This is a genomic window from Luteibacter rhizovicinus (assembly GCF_004342265.1).
Taxonomy (GTDB): domain Bacteria; phylum Pseudomonadota; class Gammaproteobacteria; order Xanthomonadales; family Rhodanobacteraceae; genus Luteibacter; species Luteibacter rhizovicinus_B.
Genome location: NZ_SMCS01000006.1, coordinates 149,271 through 167,076 on the forward strand (window position 1 = coordinate 149,271; position 17,806 = coordinate 167,076).

Genomic DNA, 17,806 nt, shown 5'->3' on the forward strand with positions numbered 1-17,806 from the left:
TCAGTCCTCGACCTTAGCCGTCATCGCCGGCGTGCCGACGCCCGTGGTCGGCGCCTGGGCCGCTTCCGGTGCTGGCTCGGCCAACATCCGCGCCTTGCGCCATCCGCCGTAGCGGTAGTACGTCATCGCCATCGTGACGGCCAGCAGCGAACTCAGCGGGAAACTCCACCAGATGGCGTCGGCGCCGAAGCGCGGTTCCAGCAAGGCCGCGAACGGATAGCGCACGCCCCACATGGACACGGTCAGGATGACCAGCGGTGCCATGACCGCACCGGTCGCGCGGACCACGCCGAAGATCACGAAGGTCACGCCGAAGAAGAGGAACGACCAGACCACGATCGCATTGAGGTGCTGTGCGATGGCGATGGCGTCTCCGTCACCGGGAAGGAACAGCCCCAGCGCGTACCGGTTGAACAGATAGATCAGCACCACCAGCGTGCCGGTCATCAGGAAATTGAAACCGACGCCCACGCGTCCGATCCGCGTCACGCGATCCCACAGTCGCGCGCCGACGTTCTGCGCCACCATCGACGACACCGCCGCACCGATAGCCAGCGCGGGCATCTGGATATACGTCCACAACTGCGCCGCCGCGCCATAGGCCGCCGTGGTCTGCGAACCGTGACGGTTCACCAGCGAGATCATCACGATCGCCGCCGACGAAATGACGATCATCTGCATGCCCATCGGCAGGCCCTTCAGTACCAGCGAACGAAGCACCGCCGGATCGGGACGAAGCAGTCCCCATTCGTGACGCTGGATGCGCAGGAAATGTTTATGGCGATACAGGTGCGCAATCAGGCCGAACAGCGCCAGCGTCTGGGCGATGAGTGTCGCCACCGCCGAACCGGCGATACCCATGCGCGGCACCGGACCCCAGCCGAAGATGAAAAGCGGATTCAACGCCACGTCGAGCACGACGGAAACCAGCATGAATACGAAAGGCGTACGCGAATCGCCCGCGCCGCGCAGCGTCATCATCAGGAAATTGAAGAAGTACATCGCCGGCAGCGCGATGAAAATGATGCGCAGATAGGCAATGGCATAGGGTTGTGCGTCGATCGGTGTCCCCATCGCGCGCAACAGGCCCGGCGTTCCGATGAAACCGCCCAGCGCGACCAGCAGCGAAAGCACCACGAAAAACACCGTACCCGTACCGACGACACGCTTGGCTTCGGCCAGATCGCCGGCGCCGGTCGTCTGTCCGACCAGGATCGTCGTGGCCATGCTGATCCCGAACACGACGCCGAGCAGGAAGAACAGAATGAGGTTTGCGTTCGACGTAGCGGCGAAGGCGGATTCGCCGAGGAAATGCCCGACCCAGATCGCATTGACCGAGGCGTTCAGCGATTGCAGGACGTTGCTTGCCAGGATCGGCAAAGCGAATAACAGAAGAGTGCTCGCGATGGGCCCTTGGGTAAGGGTCGCCGTGCGATGCGCGGGCGGGGCCATGGTGTGGGGCTTTCCTTTCAGTGCTGTGGACCGCGCGCCGCGGCGGCAAGTTTCCGGATATGGTCGCGCACATCGGCGGGCCATGGTTCGATGAGGCTATCGAAGCGTGCCTGATCCAGGCGATGGAATGCGCGGGAGGCTTCTTCGTAACCGGGAAGATTACCCGCCAGCACGTACATAAAGCGGTCCACCGCTTCACGCGCCTCGCGCAGGCGATCCGCCGGCGCGGCTTCCCGGCTGGCGGCTTCGACAAGTCGGCGCAACGCCACCGATGCGCCACCTCGCTGATCGGCCAGCCACGCCCAGTGACGGGGCAGTAACGTGACCTCGCGCGCCACGACGCCCAGTTTCGGACGCCCCGGGCCACGCTTCGCTGCGGCATCGGGTTCCGGCGTGGCGATCCGCGCAAGAACTTCGGGGGTGTTGCCCCGATAGTCCACATCGACGGGACGACCGGTCGCCTCGTCGTAGACGATCGGCGTGGACGAGGGATCGGCGTCAAGCAGGATCTTGCAGCGCTCGATCACGCTGGCAAGCGAACCTTCGGCGACCCGGCGCAGACCGTCGAAGGCAATAAAGGAGGGGTCGGACATGGCAGCAAACCGTTGATGAAGGCGGATGCGCGCATATTACCCGGGCTAAATACAGATAACAATACACCCGGATGAAATTGGTTTCGCGGGACCGTTGTGCAGGAGTGCGGTCAGCGCGATGTGCCTGCCGTGGCCAGGTCGGCCAGCCTCTCCAGCGGCACCGGCCGCGAAAACAGATAACCCTGCATCTGGTCGCATCCGGCGGCGAGCAGCCATGCGCGCTGGCCTTCCGTCTCCACGCCTTCGGCAATGATGCCGAGACGCAGGCTTTGCGCAAGGAAGATGATCGAGCGGCAGATCGAGGCATCGACATGATCGTGCAGCAGCGCGGACGTGAAGTGCCGGTCGATCTTGATCTTGTCCAGCGGCAGGCGGCTCAGATAGGTCAGGTTGGAATAGCCCGTACCGAAATCGTCCAGCGCGATCGACACGCCCATGGCCTTCAGTTCGCGCAGCGTGCGGATCGCGCGATCGGGATCGGTCATGAATGCGCTCTCGGTCAGCTCAAGCTCCAGGCAATCCGCGCTCGCGCCGGTTTCGGTCAGCACCTGCGCCACCAGCGCGACCAGATCGGTATGAACCAGTTGTTGTGCGGAGATGTTCACGGCGACGCGGCACGCATACCCGACGATGTCGGCGATGGCCCGCTGCTGGCGACACGCCTCGCGCAGCACCCATTTGCCGATGTGCACGATGGCGCCGGTTTCCTCCAGCAACGGAACCAGCTGATCGGCGCGGGACAGCTCGCCAGGACCGGACGGCCAGCGCAGCAACGCTTCGACGCCGATGATCCGGCCATCGGCACCGGCATGCTGCGTCTGGTAATGCAACGAAAGCTCATGGTCCAGCGATACGCCGGACAATCGCGACAACACGGCGAGGCGAGCCATGGCGATGTCGTGCATCTCCGACGAATACCGCCTCCATGTATGCCGGCCCTTGCGTTTGGCGTCGTACATCGCGGTATCGGCGTTGCGGATCAGCGTGTCGGCATCGTTGCCGTCGCGCAATGCGAACGCGACACCGATGCTGCATTTGAGGCGTTGCTCGGTCCCCGCGACGATAAGCGGAGCTTCGATGGCGCACTGGATCACCGGCAGCATGTCGAGCGCCCGGCCGGCCGAACCTTCGAAAGGAATGGCGGCGACGAACTCGTCGCCGCCGAAACGGCCCACATAACCGCGGTCGTCGATGGCGTCGCTCAGTCTCAGCGTGACGTCGCGCAGCACGTCGTCGCCCAGTATGTGACCGAGGGCGTCGTTGATGAATTTGAAATGATCCAGGTCGATAAAGAGCAGCATCAGACCGGTTTGCCGTGCCGCCGCTTCCACGATCATCTCGTCCAGACGGATCTGCAGGGCGCGGCGATTCGGCAATCCGGTGAGCTCGTCGTGCGTGGCCTGATGGGCCAGCCGTTCCTCGTAGCGTCGCTGGTCGGTCAGATCGCGCACGATGATCTGGGTGCCCCGGCCCTGCGCATCGCGATATTCCGATAACGCCATCTCCGCCTCGAACGGCGCGCCGATCTCGGGATTCAGCCAGGCACTGATGCGCGTACCGTCCACCTCATAGGTATCGGTGGCGGCCAGCGCGTCGCTGTCCATGAAGTCGGCGGCCGACCGGCCCACGAGCATGGCTCCCTCATGGCCCAGACGGTCTTCGGCGAGACGGTTGGCAAAGGCGATTTCACCGTTGCGCACGATAAGCAGCGGCAATGGCATCTGCTCCACCAGAAGGCGGAAACGCGCCTCGCTGGCGGCCAGTTCGCGATCGGCAACCACTTTCGTCGCCTGCAACCGGCTGTGCGCATCGTGCAACGCCGTCACGTCGATAACGGTGCCCGCGATGATGGCCGCACCGCTTTCGTCGCTCGTTCGCTCGCCGCGCAGACGTACGTAAGCCTGCGTACCGTCCGGCCGGCACAACCGATGCTCCAGCTCGAAGGGGCCTTGCGCGTGATCGAACAGCGCCAGCCAGTCGAGCAGCGGTTGCCGGTCCTCCGGAGGGACCAGCGTGAAGTAAGTCGCCAGTTCGCCGGCCAGGAGATGCTTTGCAACGCCGGTGATGTCGTGTACTTCCCCGGACCAGGTAATGACACCGGTCGCGAGGTTCATTTCCCACAGGCCGATATGGCCTATGCGCTGCACGTGTCCAAGATGACGGGCGCTTCGCTCCAGCGCCTGGGTCAGCTGGCCCTGACCGCGATAGGCGCGGCTCAGCCAGACGGTGAAACCGATAAGCAGCAGGATCAGTGTCAATGCCGCGAGGACGGAGGGCAGCGCCTGGCGATACCACGCCCCGGCGATAGCCATGCGATCGACGCCGACCAGCACGACATAAGGATGGGTTCGCGATGCGGCATACGCATACAGCCGGCCGTCGGCACCCAATGTGTCCCATGTACCGGTCGCGCCGGGTATCGACATGGAACGATCCCACGCGTCGCGATCGTCGTCGCGATTGGCGACCAGCCGCCGGCCTTCGCGCGACAGCACCGTAATCGCCGCGTGCGGACCCAGCCCGGTGTGCGCAAGACTTTCGCGGACCCTGCTGGCATCGATCTCGGTGCCGAAAGACGATGGCATGGGGATATTCGAATCCACGATCACACGGATCGCGCTGGTCCCGTCTTCGCCGGCGGCGACCGCCACGCGCACGGGTACGCCGAGCATGTTTCCGCGCGGCACGCGCAACGCGGGTCGCCAGTCGGTGGACGAACCGCCCGCCCGAGCGATAACCGTTCCTTCATCGTCCAGCGCCACGAAACCCGACAGCTCCGGGTGACGGGCCCAGACCTCGGCCAGCCGGGTGTGAAGCGGGTCCGCGGCCGGGCCGTCGATGGCGTTGCGCAGCGCGATAAGCGGACCGAGGGTGGCATCGATCTGGATGTCGACGACCCGCACGACGCCCCCCACGACACCCTCCGCCTGCCGGCGGGCCGAGGCGAGCATCGAACGATAGCTGTCGATCTGGACCGCAGCGACAAGCACGACCAGGCCGACCGAGATGATCGAAGCGACCGTCCACGTGGCATGCCGGAAACGACGCATGCGCGCGGCCGATGCCAGTCCGTCCTCCGCCCCTACCGCCACGTTTTTCTCCCCCCGCACGTCCCGGAGGACGCCATTTGCTTCGCCGGCCGCAAGGTCGCCGTCTAACCGTATCGGCCACGGAAGGTCCCCCTTGAGGCCGATGTCCTCCCCCTTCGGGAATCCTCGCGGACGGGAATATGTCCCGGCGCGCCTTTTCGGCAAGAAAAAAAGGCCGGTCGATGAAAAGATTTTACGGTCGAGGCCCTTTTTTCACGCGCATCGAACACCATTTACCGAACCATTCAGTTCATAAACGTCCCAAGTGAAGGAAATACGCTCCATGCACGTGTCCCGTATCGCCTGCGGCCTGGCTGCCGCGCTAGCCGTTACCGCCTTCTCCCTGCCCGCCGCGGCACAGACCCGCATCGAGGTACAGGGCGGGCGCAGTTACATGGATGACCACGGAACCAACGCGTTTTTCATCGAATCCGTCTTCAATCCCTACCCGCTGGGCAACACCCGCTTCACCTGGGCGCCCGACGTCTCGCTGGGCTACATCGAGGGTCGCAAGATCGGCCGGTTCGTCGGTTCGCATCCCGGCGTCACCGACGATGTGCTGCTCGCCGCGGCGGGTGCCCGATTCCACTATGGCAGCGCGGGCGACTGGTATCAGCCGTTCTTCTTCAGCTTCCAGGTGGCGGGCCAGACCGGCCGTACCCAGGCCCTCAGCACCGCTTACGAATTCGTAAGCACGCTCGGCTGGCAATACCGGAACTTCAGCTTCCAGGTGCGGCACATCTCGAACGGCGGTTTCACGAAACCGAACCGCGGCGAGACGATGGCACTCGTGGGCGTCGGTTTCGATCTGTAAGTCACACGCAAACCTCCTGCCGCGATAAGGCAGGAGGTGCGTCTTATTATCTGTAGGAGCGCTCTTGAGCGCGATAGCCGACGGAGCGTAGAAACGGACGCTCACATTCGCCAGCCCCGATCCGCGGGCTGGCGTTGCAACGCATGGCGTCTACGCCTCGTCGGCTATCGCGCTCAAGCGCGCTCCTACAAGGGAATCGCTATCGGGTCGGCATCCCACCGGTCGCCGGGCTCATCACCCGATACATCTCGACGACCTCATCGATCAACCCGCGCAAAACATACGCGGCCTGCGCCACCGATCCCTGCTCGGCATCGATCATCGGTACGTCGATAAGCAGATCGGTCACGCCACGCATACCCGACAAACGCTCGGTGATCGCTTCGTCGATATCGCCCAGCTTCAGGGCGCGACTGCCTTTGCAAAGCGGGCAGGGAATGGACAGGTCGTGGCCGGACTTCAGGACGTACGACTCAGACGATTGGTCTTGCTTGCTGCTCATGGCGGCATCCTCTCCGTGGATGTCCGCCACCCGCAGGATGCGGGTGGCGGGCGTGCCAGGGCGCAAACACCGGTGCCATAGGATTCCGGCAGGACTGAAGTCCTCCCGGCACGCCCGCCATAAGAGACAGGCATAACGTAGCCCAACGCATGAAGACGTCGTTTGAGACGGCGTCTTCAGCGCCTATGGCAAAGCACGGGTTTGCGCACCCGATCGCCGATGTGCGGCGACCGAAGAAGCATCGCGGCCGTGCGTGCACACGTCAATCCATAACGCTAAAAGAGACCGAATTTTCAGAATAGTCTGAGTAGAAACGACAACCATCAAGATCGCACGCCCTTGTAGGGGCGTCAGTGCCCCGACGCGGCCGGTCCCGCCTTCGCGGCGAACGGCGGCTTGGCCAGCCAGACCACGAAGATTAGACCGACGAAGATCCAGCCCAGCACATGGAAGACCTCGTTGAACGAGATCTGGAATCCCTGCTGGGTGATCATTTGGTTGATCGACGCGGCCGCGAGCTGGTTGTCGCCGTGGCCTATCTGCGCGATGGCCGTCTGCGTCCCCGGATCGAACGCCGTGATGTGCTCGGTCAGTTGCGCATGGTGCACGACCGCGCGGCGCTCCCACAGATACGTCGTCAGCGAGGCGGCGAAACTGCCGCCAAGCGTACGCAGGAACGTCGCCAGACCCGAACCCGCGGCGATTTCATTCGGTTTCAGATCCGACAGCAGGATGCTGAGCACCGGCATGAAGAACAACGCGACGCCAAGACCCTGGATCAGCTGCACCATCGCGACATGGTAGAAATCGATGTCGAGATAGAACTCCGAGCGCATGAAACACGTCGCTCCCATGATGATGAAAGCACCCGACGCCAGGACGCGCAGATCGAACTTATGCGCGTAGCGACCGACGAAGGGCGTCAGTATCACGGGCAGGATACCTAGCGGCGCGGCGGCGAAACCCGCCCATGTCGATGTGTATCCCACGTTGCGTTGCAACCACTGCGGTACCAGCAGGCCGATCGCGAAGAACGCCGCGTACGCGAGCACCAGCGCCAGCGTGCCCATCGCGAAATTGCGATGACGGAACAGGCGCAGGTTCACGATCGGGTCCTTGTCGGTCAGTTCCCAGATCAGGAACACCAGCAGGCCGACGGCGGCGATGATGGCCGTGATCACGATGAACTGCGACGAGAACCAGTCTTCGTCGTTGCCCTTGTCGAGCACGATCTGCAACGCGCCAACGCCGATGACCAGCGTGATGAGGCCGACGTAATCGACCTTCGGCCGCTCCGTGACTTCCGGGCGTCCCTTCATCTGGTTCGCGACGACCATGCTGGCGAAGATGCCGATGGGCACGTTGATGAAGAAGATCCACGGCCACGAATAGTTATCGGTGATCAGACCGCCGAGAATCGGGCCCGCGATGGGCGCGACGACGGTGACCATCGCCAGCAGGGCAAGCGCCATGCCTCGTTTGGCCGGTGGATAAATCGAGATCAGCAGACTCTGCGTGATCGGATACATGGGGCCGGCGACGGCACCCTGGATCGCGCGGAACAGGATCAGCATGCCCATACTCTGCGCCATGCCGCACAGGAACGAGGCAAGCGAGAACAGCAGGGTCGCCCAGACGAAGAGTTTCACTTCGCCGAAGCGGCGCGTAAGAAAGCCGGTGAGCGGCAGCGCGATGGCGTTGCTCACGGCGAACGAGGTGATGACCCACGTGCTCTGGTTCGAGCTGACACCCAGGTTGCCCGCGATGGTGGGCAACGAGACGTTGGCGATCGTGGTGTCCAGCACCTGCATGAACGTCGCCAGCGAAAGGCCGATCGTAGACAACGCAAGGTTGGGTGGACGGAACGTGGTACTCATCGGGTAGGCCTGATCCGGAAGGGGTTACCGGGATGACCGGCGGGGCGGCGCTTCATGCGCCACGCCGCCCGTCGCTCCCACGGCTGGGAGTTCTTCCGCTTGCTTACTTCGGCGCCTTCGTGTCGCCGGCTGCCACGTTCTCGTGGATGATCGACTCGATCTCGATATCGGCACTCTTCAGCTGCTGGTCGTATACGGTGGTGCTGAAAGCCGGCTTGGTCGGCGCCTGCTGCGCGAGCAGCGGGCCGTTCTGGTCGTGCAGACCGACCGTTACCTTGGTCGACAGGCCGAGGCGCAGCGGGTTCTTGTCGAGCTGTTCGGGCTTGGTGAACACCACGCGGACCGGCACGCGCTGGACGATCTTGATCCAGTTACCCGTGGCGTTCTGCGCGGGCAGCAACGAGAACGCGCTGCCGCTGCCGATGCCCAGGCTCTGTACCTTCGCGTCGTACTTCACGCCATTGCCGTACACGTCGGCAGTGACTTCGACCGGCTGGCCGATGCGCATATGGCCGAGCTGCGTTTCCTTGAAGTTGGCATCGATCCACACCTGGTGGAGCGGCACCACGGCCATCAGGGCCGCACCCGTCTGGACACGCTGACCGACCTGCACGGAACGCTTGGCGACATAACCGTCGAGCGGCGCCACGAGCGTGGCGCGTATGTCGTCCAGATACGCCGAACGCAGCTTCGCCGCGGCGGCGCGCACGTCCGGATGCGAAGCGACGACGGTATCGTCGACCAGCACCTTGCTGCTGTTGTACGACTGCTGCGCCGAGGAAAGCGAGCTTTCGGCGGAGGTCAGCGTATCCAGCGCGTGCGACAGTTCTTCGGACGAAATCGCACCGGACTTCGCCAGGTCGCGACGACGGTTGTAGTCGGCGCGGGCCTTGTCGACGGCGGTCTTGCGCACGGCCATATCGGCCTGCGCGCTGGTCACGTTGTTGTACAGGCCGCGAACCTTGCGCACGGTGTTGGCGAGGTTGGCGCGAGCGCTTTCCAGCGCGACATCGGCATCGCTCGGATCGAGCTTCACCAGCACGTCGCCCTGGTGGACGAGGTCGCCGTCGTCGGCACCGATGCTGATGACCGTGCCCGGCACCTGCGGCGTGATCTGCACGACGTTGCCGTTGACGTAAGCATCGTCGGTATCTTCGTACCAGCGGCCGTCGACGAAATACCAGACGACCCATGCGGCGATGGCGAGCACGAGAACGACGACGAGCAGCTTAAGGAAGAACCCGCGACGGCTCTTCGGGGGCGGCGCAACGACGGCGCCGGCGGGGGCGGAAGTTTCAGTGGACATCGGAGCAGCCTCGGGACTTAGTTATTGACTGGCGCGACGGCGGCGACCGGCTGGTCGCCCGCCTCGGGGCGGAAACCGCCGCCGAGCGCCTGAATGAGTTGGACGGAAAGATCGACCTGCTGCGAACGCAATGCGGCCATGCGCTGCTCGGACTGGAGCAGTTGCTGGCGCACGATCAGCGATTCCAGATAGCTGCCGACACCGGCCTTGTAACGCTGCTGCGACAAGTCGTAAGCCTGCTGCGCGGCGTCCTGGGCGCGTTGCTGCGCGTCGATCTGCGTGGTCATCGATGCCAGGCCCGACAGATCGTCGGACACTTCGTTAAGCGCACCGACCAGCGTCTTGTTGTACTGCGCGACCGCCAGGTCGTAGTCGGCATCCTTGCCGGCGAGGTTCGCGCGCAGACGGCCACCGTCGAAGATCGGGAGACTGACCGCCGGGGCGACCTGATAGAAACGGTCGCGCGAACTGAACAAGCCAGCCGACCCGCCGCTGACGAGAGCGCCGAGAGCGCTCAGGCTGACGTTGGGCAGGAACTGGGTCTTTGCCGAAGCGATGTCTTTCGACGTCGCTTCGACGCGCCAGCGCGCGGCGACGAGGTCGGCGCGACGGCCGACAAGTTCGGCGGGCAAGCTGGACGGAACGGCAACAGCCGCCGGATTCAGCGTCGCCGGACGAGCGATATCGAGACCGCGGTCCGGCCCCTTGCCCAACAGGACGGCCAACTGGATGCGGGCGGAGTCGATGTCGCGTTCGGCAACCGCCACTTCGCGCTCGGCGCTGGCGACTTCGGTCTCACCCTGCTTCAGCGTGATCTGGTTGTCGACGCCGGCGGAAACGCGCTGGCGGGTCAGGTCGTACGACGACTTGCTGCGGTCGAGCTCGGCCTTGGCCACGTCGAGCTGCGCGAACGCATAACCGAGCTGCGAATAGGCACGGGCGACGTTGGTGGACAGTTCGATACGCGCCGCGCGTGCATCGATTTCCTGCGCGTGGGCCGAGCCAACCGCCGCTTCCCATGCGGTCCGCTTGCCACCCCATACGTCGAGGTCCCAGCTGAAGCTGGCGTAGCCGTACTTCACCCACTCGAAGTGACCGCCGATGGGCGAGGGGATCAGCGAGTTCGGCAGACGGGCACCCGCGAGGCTGGCGCCGGCGCTCAAGGTCGGCTTACGCGTGGCATCGGCCGCACCGGCCTGCGCCTGCGCCTGACGCGCACGGGCATCGGCCGAGGCGAGATCGGGGTTGTCCTTCAGTGCTTCTTCGATCAGCGCGTTGAGCTGGCTGTCGCCGAGTCCCGTCCACCAGTCGGCGGCCGGCCACGCGGCCGGCGAAACGGCGACCTTCGAAAGGCTGCGCTCGGCGTGAAGCGAATTGGGGTCGGTGAGGGTACCGTCCGGATGCAGGCCGCCGCTGCTTGCGCAGCCAGCAAGAACCAACGCCAATCCGGTAGCCGCCACGAGTGTGTGCAGACGCATAAGTAATTGCCTGGGCAGGGTTTCTAATTGCGAAGGGCGTTGAGAACGCGCTCTAGATAGTCGTGCAGACGATCGCGCTCTTCCTGATTCAGATCGCGCTGGGCGCATTCCAGCGTGGCGACGTTGCTCTCATGCATGTGTTTCCAGAGTGCTTCGCCGGCTTCCGTCAATTCGATGCGGAGCGCGCGCCGGTCCTGCTCGTGCGGTTGCCGGCGCAGATAGCCCTTGGTTTCCAGCTGGTCGAGAAGGCGCGTCATCGCGCCGCCGTCCAGATCGATGGCGCGGGCCAGCTCGGTGGCGGACATCGAGCCGCTGACGGCGAGCCGCTTCAACACTAGGAACTGGGTGAAGCGAAGTCCAACCCCCTGCGCGGCCAGCTCGGCCTCAAGCCGACGGACGATCTCCGTACGGACCTGGCCGACCAGAGCGCCGAGGCTGTCCCTGCCGTCGATCGGAAAGCAATAGGGGGTGTTCATGGCCGCGTATTCTATTGCTCGCAATATAGTTGTCAAGGCAAATAACCCAATGACAGCTAAATTGAGTAATTTCTCAATTCGCGGCGAGATTCATCCGAGTTCGTCCGCGATCAGGGCGGCCAGGCCTTCGTCGCGAATCTGGAATAAATCGAACACGCCCAAGGCCTTGAGGGTCGGCAGCTGGGCCAGCAAGCGCGGCTCCAGGGTTCGCCGCAACGCCTCGGGCGTCATCGGATCGAGCATTGCCAGAGCACAGGCAACGAAGGTAGTCAGGGCATCGGGCGCTTCGTTACCGCGCTCGACGACTTGCAAACGGGCATGACGGTGCATCGGAATCTCCCACGGGGATAGGGGGAACCGGCCTTCAGCTTGCGCGTGGGTTCGGTCGCCCAATAGGGCGAGCGAACATCCTAGGTGCGGAACGTGGCGTCCTGATATCGTTATCGGGTCAACTTATGTCGAGAATCGGCCAATGCTGCACGAGCTGCTGTTGCAGGCGCTGGAACGCGCCGACGGACCGCCGTTGATCGCTTACCGCGCGGAAGGAGATATTCCACTCGCCGAATCGGACTGGCATCGCCACGTGCGCGGTCAGTTCTTTTACGTAGAGGAAGGTCTTTTCATAACGCGTACCGAAAGCGGGTCGTGGCTGTTGCCGCCGCATCGGGCGGGCTGGTTGCCTCCGGGCGTGCTGCATACGGTCAGCATCGCCGGCCCCAGCCGTGGCTGGGGTGTCTTCATCGCCCCCGATGCCGCTGTCGGATTACCGGATCACACCTGTGTCGTCGGCGCGAACGATTTGCTGCGTTCGCTGGTCGAGCGCGCAGCTAGCTGGACGTACACCGACGACCTGGTACCCGAGCAGGAACGCATCCTCTCGGTACTTCTGGACGAAATCCGCCGCGCCCCCGTCGAATCGCTGCATCTCCCCATGCCCATCGACCGTCGCCTGCGCCGCGTCGCCCTCGCGATGATGGAACACCCCGACGACACGCGCGGCATCGAGGACTGGGCAACGTGGGCAGGCATGTCGTCGCGCACGCTCAGCCGGCTGTTCCGACAGGAAACCCAGTGCAGCGTCGCGCAATGGCGCCAGCAGGCACGCCTCACCCGCGCACTGGAACGCCTTGCAACAGGCGAGGCGGTATCGAGCGTCGCCGATGCATTGGGCTATGCAACGCCCAGCGCATTCGTGGCGATGTTCCGCAAGGCATTCGGCGAATCGCCGGGACGGTACCTGGCCCGGCAGGCCGCTGGGTGATGTCGCGGAGCGCAGACGGTATGGTCCGCGCAACTTTCGATCTTGAACTTGTCGACGCCGCGCTTCGTGTCGTGGCGTTGCAGTAAAAGTACGCCTGAAGACCCTGTGGGAGCGCGCCTGCGCGCGAAAGCCAACGGAGCGATGAAGCGGGTGGCTAAACGTCGCAAGCCCGGATTCCGGGCTGCGATGGTCACGCACGGCATCTGCGCTCCGTTGGCTTTCGCGCGCAGGCGCGCTCCCACAGAGAACCACGTAACCGTCGCGGTTGTTACTGGCCCAGCTTTTCGCGGAACAGTTCGTCGATACGGCGGTATTCGTCGTACCAGGAATCCGCGTGTACGAAGCCGTGGCGTTCCATCGGGTACAGCGACATCCAGAAGTTCTTCTTGTGCAGCTCGATGAAGCGCTGGTACAGGCGGATCGAATCGCTGGCGAGTACGTTGTCGTCGATGAGGCCGTGCATGATCAGCAGCGGATCGGCGAGTTTGTCCGCGTATTCGATCGGCGAACTGGTGCGGTAGGCCTCGGGGTCGATCTGCGGATCGTTGAGGATGTTCGACGTGTATTCGTGGTTGTACGTCGTCCAGTCCGTGACCGGACGCAGCGCGGCGCCGGCCGCGAATTCGCCCGGTGCGCGCAGCAGCGACATCAACGTCATGAAACCGCCGTAGCTGCCGCCGTACATGCCTACGCGTTTCGGATCGACACCCTGGTTTTTCACCAGCCACGCTTTGCCGTCGAGCAGGTCGTCGAGTTCCGGGTGACCCATGTTGCGGTAGATCGCGGTGCGCCACGCACGGCCATAGCCTTCCGATGCGCGATAGTCCAGATCGAGAACGACGTAGCCGCGCTGCACGAGCAGGTTATGGAACATCTGCTCGCGGAAATAGGCCGGGTAGGACAGGTGCACGTTCTGCAGATAACCCGCGCCATGCACGAAGATCACGGCGGGACGACCGCTTGCCTGCGCGGCATCCGCCGGTCTATAGAACTTCGCCCAGATCGTGCCGGCGCCGTGCGCCGAGGGCACTTCGACGATCTTCGGCGCGATCCATTCGCGCGTTCTGAAATCCGCTTTACGCGTATCGGTCAGCTCGCGGGGAGCCGTCCCTTCGACGCCCGCCGCGGCAAGCTGCGAAGGCATGTACGAGGTCGAGTGCAGCACGGCGAGCTGGCGGCCATCCGGCGACAGGACGAAGTCGTCCATGCCTTCATAATGCGTTACCCGCTGCATGTCGCCACCGGCGGCCGCGACGCGGTAGACGTCGTAGCTATACGGCGCGGTCCGGTTGCTGCGCAGGTAGAACCAGCGGCCGTCGTCGGAAAGAACCGGGTGGCTCACCTCGAAACGACCGGACGTCAACGCCTTCGCCGACGCGCCAGCCTTGCGCATATATAGCTGCGAATAGCCCGATTCCTCGCTGAGGTACCAGAGCGTACCGCTGTCTTTCAGCCAGCCAAAATCGTTGAAATTCCAGTTGATCCACGCCGTATCCGTCAGACGGTGTTCGCTGACCAGCGTGTGATGCGCGAAATCGACGGACGCGATCCAGCGATCCTTGTTGTCGATGGCGCGCAGTTCGACCGCGACATGGCGACCGTCGTCGCTCCAGACGACGCCCGGGCTGTAATCGGCGTTGACGATGACCGGCCGCACCGCGGGCGCCTTCAATGCATCGGCTTCGTCGTTCTTGCCGGCCTTGCGCAACGCGGCGGCGCTCTGGGAACGCAGCGCGGCGAGCGGGTCCTGTCCGATACCCGGCAGTCCGTCGGTTTTCAGGGCATAGCGCTGGCGCGAACCCAGATCGAACAGCAACAGCGACTGCGGCGCCGGGTCCTTGCGGCCGACGTACGGGCGTACGTCCTCGTCCTCCGCATAACCCGAGTCGGTGACGTAATGGGTGAGCTTGGGCGTCTTGCCTGCGTCATGGTCCTTTGCTTCGGTAACCACGAGCATCCAGCGGCCATCGGGCGAAAGTTCGGTGTCGACGATTTTCAGATCCTTGCCGACGTACAGCGGACGCGGTGCGCGGCCCGGATCGGCGGCGGCAAGATCGCGTTCGGCGTCGCGCTTCGCGTCCTTGTCGGCTTTCAGCTTGCGCAACGTGCTGAAAAGCGCCTGCTGGCCGTCTTCGAGCGTATCGGTGGCTTTCTCGTCCGGGTCATCGCCAGCCCGCAGCACGACCGCGGGGGCAGCCACGGCGGCGGCGATGTCATAGACAAACCAGTCGTTGCCGACGCGGTACTGAAGCGTGCGGCCATCGGCGGAGAACCGCGGGGCCGTTTCCTCGTCGCTGGTGCGCGTGACCTGGATGGTGCGCCCGCCTTCGCGGAGGAACACGTCGCCATGACGGATGAACGCGGCACGCCGATGCTCGCGGTCGAACACCGCCTGGCCATCGGCCGCCGCCACGGCGGCCGGGTCGAGGCGTTCGGGCGTGCCGCCCGAGGCGGATACCCGCCACAGATCGCGTACCGGACTGCCATCGCGCTTCAGCGAGTAGTAGATCGTCTGCCCGTCGATGCTCCAGTACGGCTTTTCGACCGCCTGACCGATCCAGTCGGGATTGGCCATGATCTTTTCCATGTCGAGCGGTTCGACAGTGGCGGCCATGGCGGAACCGGTGCCGAGAGCGGCGAACAGGGCAACGACGAGGGAACGCATGCGGGACTTCCTGCGGGCAAATATTTCAAAGCATAGCCGAGCGGCCAACGACCGCAACCGCCAGGGGTCCCGCTGACGGGAGGGCCGGCACAGGGGTACCCTCGGTGTTTTCACCCAGTGGAAGACAGACATGCGGTCCACCGTCCCCTACATTTTCGCGGCCGCGCTTGCGCTGGCCGGCGCCGCGCACGCCGCGACCTCCCAGGCTCCGGCCACGCCGAAGCGCATGGTTTCCGAAACGTTGGCCGGCATGCCGGTCAACGACCCGTACCGCTGGCTGGAAGATGCGAATTCGCCGGAAGTGAAGACGTGGATCGAGGCGCAGAACGCACACACGGAAGCGACGATCGCGGCGATGCCACACGGCAAGGAGCTGTCGGCGCGTATCCGCGAACTGGCGATTACCTCCACCACACGGTCGTCGCCGACACTCGCAGGCGGCACGCTGTTCTATATGCAGAACACGCCGCCGCAGCCGCAGCCCGTCCTCGTCGCGCAGAAGTGGCCGGACGGCCAGCCGCGCACGCTGGTGGACCTCAACGCCAACGGCGGCGGCACTGCGATCACCGAATACTGGCCTTCGCCCAGCGGTCGTTATCTCGCGTACGGCACGGCCGAAGGCGGTAGCGAACTGACGACGATCCATGTACTCGACACGGAAACCGGCAAGGCGCTGAACGATTCGCTGCCCTACGCCGGCGGCGGCACGACGCCGCAGGGTCTGGCGTGGGATGCGGATGAAAAGGGCTTTACCTATGTGCGCTTCGACGCACCGAAGGCCGGCGCCGAGGTGAAGGAGTTCGATGCGACGCTCGCGCATCACCGCCTGGGCGACGCCGTTGCGCTGGATAAGGCGGTGTTCGGCAAGGGCTATTCGAAAGTCGCCGAATACATCCTGCTCGAAGCGCCCGGTGGCAAGGACGTCGCCGTTCTCGCGAACGAAGGCGACGGCGGCCCGGCTGAGGTGTACTTCCGCCGCGACGGCAAGCTCGAGCGCGTACTCGGCCGCGATGCCGACGTTCGTTCGGCCAGCTGGGTCAACGGCCGTCTGTTCGTGGTGGCCTTTGAAGGCGCGCCGCGCGGGAAGATCGTTGCGATCGATGCTTCCGGCAAACACACAGACGTCCTGCCGCAGGGCGATACCGCCATCCAGCACGTGGCCCCCCTGGGCGATGGCTTCATCGTGACGCGCAGCGCCGGCCCCGACTGGTCGGCCGAGCAGTACGACGCCAGCGGAAAGCTGGTGCGTCGCGTACCCCTGCCAGCCAGCGGCGTTTCGATCAACGGCATCGCGTCCGAATCGGGACAGGACAAAGCACTGATCACCTACGCCGGCTGGACGTCGCCGACCCGCTGGGCGGAATACGACGGCAAGACCGGTGCACTGAAAACCGTGTTCGAAGTGAAGGCTGCGGCCGACTATTCGAAGGTTCGCGTCACGCGCATCGACGGCGTATCGAAAGACGGCAGCAAGGTACCGGTGACGATTATCGCGATGGACGGCGTGCAGGCGAACGGCAAGCGCCCGACCATCCTGTACAGCTACGGCGGCTTCGGCATTCCCGTCACGCCGGGTTTCATCGGCGCGAACCTGGCATGGCTGGAACGCGGCGGCGTGCTTGCCTACGCGAATATCCGTGGCGGCAACGAGTTCGGCGAGGGCTGGCACGAACAGGGTCAGAAGCTGCTGAAGCAGAACGTCTTCGACGACTTCTACGCCGCCGCCCAGGCACTGGTGAAGACCGGCTGGACCGACACGAAGCACCTCGGCATCCTCGGCGGAAGCAACGGCGGGCTGCTGATGGGGGCGTCGCTGGTCCAGCATCCGGAGCAGTACCGCGCGGTGGTCGGCAGTGTCGGCATCTATGACGTGCCGCGCCATGAGACGGCTTTCGCCAACGGCCCGTATAACGTCAGCGAGTACGGCACGGTGTCCGATCCGGCACAGGCGAAAGCCACGCTGGCGTATTCGCCGCTGCACAACGTCAAGGCAGGCACCGCGTATCCGGCCGTCCTGCTCACGACGGGTGCGAACGATCCGCGCGTCGCGCCGTGGCAGTCGCGGAAGTTCGCGGCGGCACTGCAGGGCGCGACCACGTCGGGCCAACCCGTGCTGCTTCTGACCCGCATGAACGCGGGGCATGGCATCGGTGCGCCGTTCAGTCAGCGCGTAGGCAACGCGGCGTTGGCGATGACGTTCTTTGCGACGGAACTGGGGTTGTAAAAGCACTCGCTCGTTGTAGGAGCGCACTCCTACAACGAGCTTCTGAAGTCGCGATTCATCGCGGTGCCG

Annotated in this window: 13 protein-coding genes; 3 read left to right on the forward strand and 10 right to left on the reverse strand. The window is 64.4% G+C overall.

Going from position 1 to position 17,806, the window contains the following annotated elements:
- The 3 genes from EC912_RS15015 to EC912_RS15025 all read right to left on the reverse strand — a co-directional run bounded on the left by EC912_RS15015 (window position 1) and on the right by EC912_RS15025 (window position 5,137).
- Window positions 1-1,452 carry an MATE family efflux transporter gene (locus EC912_RS15015; RefSeq protein ID WP_132145487.1) on the reverse strand — a complete coding sequence of 484 codons (1,452 nt, stop codon included), beginning with the start codon at window positions 1,450-1,452 and terminating at the stop codon, window positions 1-3.
- 17 nt (window positions 1,453-1,469) lie between these two features.
- Window positions 1,470-2,045 carry a DUF2239 family protein gene (locus EC912_RS15020; RefSeq protein ID WP_132145489.1) on the reverse strand — a complete coding sequence of 192 codons (576 nt, stop codon included), beginning with the start codon at window positions 2,043-2,045 and terminating at the stop codon, window positions 1,470-1,472.
- Between the two features lie 110 nt (window positions 2,046-2,155).
- Entirely contained in the window at window positions 2,156-5,137 is a 2,982-nt protein-coding gene (locus tag EC912_RS15025; RefSeq protein WP_132145491.1) for a putative bifunctional diguanylate cyclase/phosphodiesterase, read from the reverse strand.
- A gap of 280 nt (window positions 5,138-5,417) precedes the next feature.
- Here EC912_RS15025 and EC912_RS15030 point away from each other — a divergent pair, with 280 nt between their 5' ends.
- Window positions 5,418-5,948, forward strand: coding sequence for an acyloxyacyl hydrolase (locus EC912_RS15030; protein WP_243649306.1), 531 nt, complete (start codon window positions 5,418-5,420; stop codon window positions 5,946-5,948).
- Between the two features lie 199 nt (window positions 5,949-6,147).
- On the opposite strand, the gene EC912_RS15035 is transcribed toward EC912_RS15030, so the two are convergent.
- The 6 genes from EC912_RS15035 to EC912_RS15060 all read right to left on the reverse strand — a co-directional run bounded on the left by EC912_RS15035 (window position 6,148) and on the right by EC912_RS15060 (window position 11,917).
- Entirely contained in the window at window positions 6,148-6,450 is a 303-nt protein-coding gene (locus tag EC912_RS15035) for a hypothetical protein (RefSeq protein WP_132145493.1), read from the reverse strand.
- Between the two features lie 350 nt (window positions 6,451-6,800).
- A complete protein-coding gene (locus EC912_RS15040) occupies window positions 6,801-8,327 on the reverse strand; it encodes a DHA2 family efflux MFS transporter permease subunit (protein ID WP_132145495.1) in 1,527 nt (508 codons plus the stop codon).
- A gap of 103 nt (window positions 8,328-8,430) precedes the next feature.
- Window positions 8,431-9,633, reverse strand: coding sequence for an efflux RND transporter periplasmic adaptor subunit (locus tag EC912_RS15045; protein WP_132145497.1), 1,203 nt, complete (start codon window positions 9,631-9,633; stop codon window positions 8,431-8,433).
- Between the two features lie 17 nt (window positions 9,634-9,650).
- Window positions 9,651-11,111, reverse strand: a complete 1,461-nt coding sequence (locus EC912_RS15050; RefSeq protein ID WP_132145499.1) for an efflux transporter outer membrane subunit — start codon at window positions 11,109-11,111, stop codon at window positions 9,651-9,653.
- A gap of 23 nt (window positions 11,112-11,134) precedes the next feature.
- Window positions 11,135-11,587, reverse strand: a complete 453-nt coding sequence (locus EC912_RS15055; protein WP_132145501.1) for a MarR family winged helix-turn-helix transcriptional regulator — start codon at window positions 11,585-11,587, stop codon at window positions 11,135-11,137.
- 90 nt (window positions 11,588-11,677) lie between these two features.
- On the reverse strand, window positions 11,678-11,917 hold the full coding sequence (locus EC912_RS15060; RefSeq protein ID WP_132145503.1) for a hypothetical protein: 240 nt from the start codon (window positions 11,915-11,917) through the stop codon (window positions 11,678-11,680).
- Between the two features lie 142 nt (window positions 11,918-12,059).
- Between EC912_RS15060 and EC912_RS15065 the strand changes: the two genes are divergently transcribed.
- Complete coding sequence (locus tag EC912_RS15065; protein ID WP_132145505.1) at window positions 12,060-12,848, forward strand: AraC family transcriptional regulator; 789 nt, start codon at window positions 12,060-12,062, stop codon at window positions 12,846-12,848.
- Window positions 12,849-13,116: 268 nt separating this feature from the next.
- Here the strand turns inward: EC912_RS15065 and EC912_RS15070 are convergent, their stop codons facing one another.
- Window positions 13,117-15,513, reverse strand: coding sequence for a S9 family peptidase (locus tag EC912_RS15070; protein ID WP_132145507.1), 2,397 nt, complete (start codon window positions 15,511-15,513; stop codon window positions 13,117-13,119).
- A 130-nt stretch (window positions 15,514-15,643) separates the two neighbouring features.
- Between EC912_RS15070 and EC912_RS15075 the strand changes: the two genes are divergently transcribed.
- A complete protein-coding gene (locus tag EC912_RS15075; protein ID WP_132145509.1) occupies window positions 15,644-17,737 on the forward strand; it encodes a prolyl oligopeptidase family serine peptidase in 2,094 nt (697 codons plus the stop codon).
- Window positions 17,738-17,806: the final 69 nt, after the last annotated feature.

Excerpts from the sequence above, each read along its gene's own strand:
- EC912_RS15015 (WP_132145487.1), bottom strand. The coding sequence starts at position 1,452 with ATGGCCCCGCCCGCGCATCGCACGGCGACCCTTACCCAAGGGCCCATC.
- EC912_RS15020 (WP_132145489.1), bottom strand. The coding sequence starts at position 2,045 with ATGTCCGACCCCTCCTTTATTGCCTTCGACGGTCTGCGCCGGGTCGCC.
- EC912_RS15030 (WP_243649306.1), top strand. The coding sequence starts at position 5,418 with ATGCACGTGTCCCGTATCGCCTGCGGCCTGGCTGCCGCGCTAGCCGTT.
- EC912_RS15035 (WP_132145493.1), bottom strand. The coding sequence starts at position 6,450 with ATGAGCAGCAAGCAAGACCAATCGTCTGAGTCGTACGTCCTGAAGTCC.
- EC912_RS15040 (WP_132145495.1), bottom strand. The coding sequence starts at position 8,327 with ATGAGTACCACGTTCCGTCCACCCAACCTTGCGTTGTCTACGATCGGC.
- EC912_RS15045 (WP_132145497.1), bottom strand. The coding sequence starts at position 9,633 with ATGTCCACTGAAACTTCCGCCCCCGCCGGCGCCGTCGTTGCGCCGCCC.
- EC912_RS15050 (WP_132145499.1), bottom strand. The coding sequence starts at position 11,111 with ATGCGTCTGCACACACTCGTGGCGGCTACCGGATTGGCGTTGGTTCTT.
- EC912_RS15055 (WP_132145501.1), bottom strand. The coding sequence starts at position 11,587 with ATGAACACCCCCTATTGCTTTCCGATCGACGGCAGGGACAGCCTCGGC.
- EC912_RS15060 (WP_132145503.1), bottom strand. The coding sequence starts at position 11,917 with ATGCACCGTCATGCCCGTTTGCAAGTCGTCGAGCGCGGTAACGAAGCG.
- EC912_RS15065 (WP_132145505.1), top strand. The coding sequence starts at position 12,060 with ATGCTGCACGAGCTGCTGTTGCAGGCGCTGGAACGCGCCGACGGACCG.
- EC912_RS15070 (WP_132145507.1), bottom strand. The coding sequence starts at position 15,513 with ATGCGTTCCCTCGTCGTTGCCCTGTTCGCCGCTCTCGGCACCGGTTCC.
- EC912_RS15075 (WP_132145509.1), top strand. The coding sequence starts at position 15,644 with ATGCGGTCCACCGTCCCCTACATTTTCGCGGCCGCGCTTGCGCTGGCC.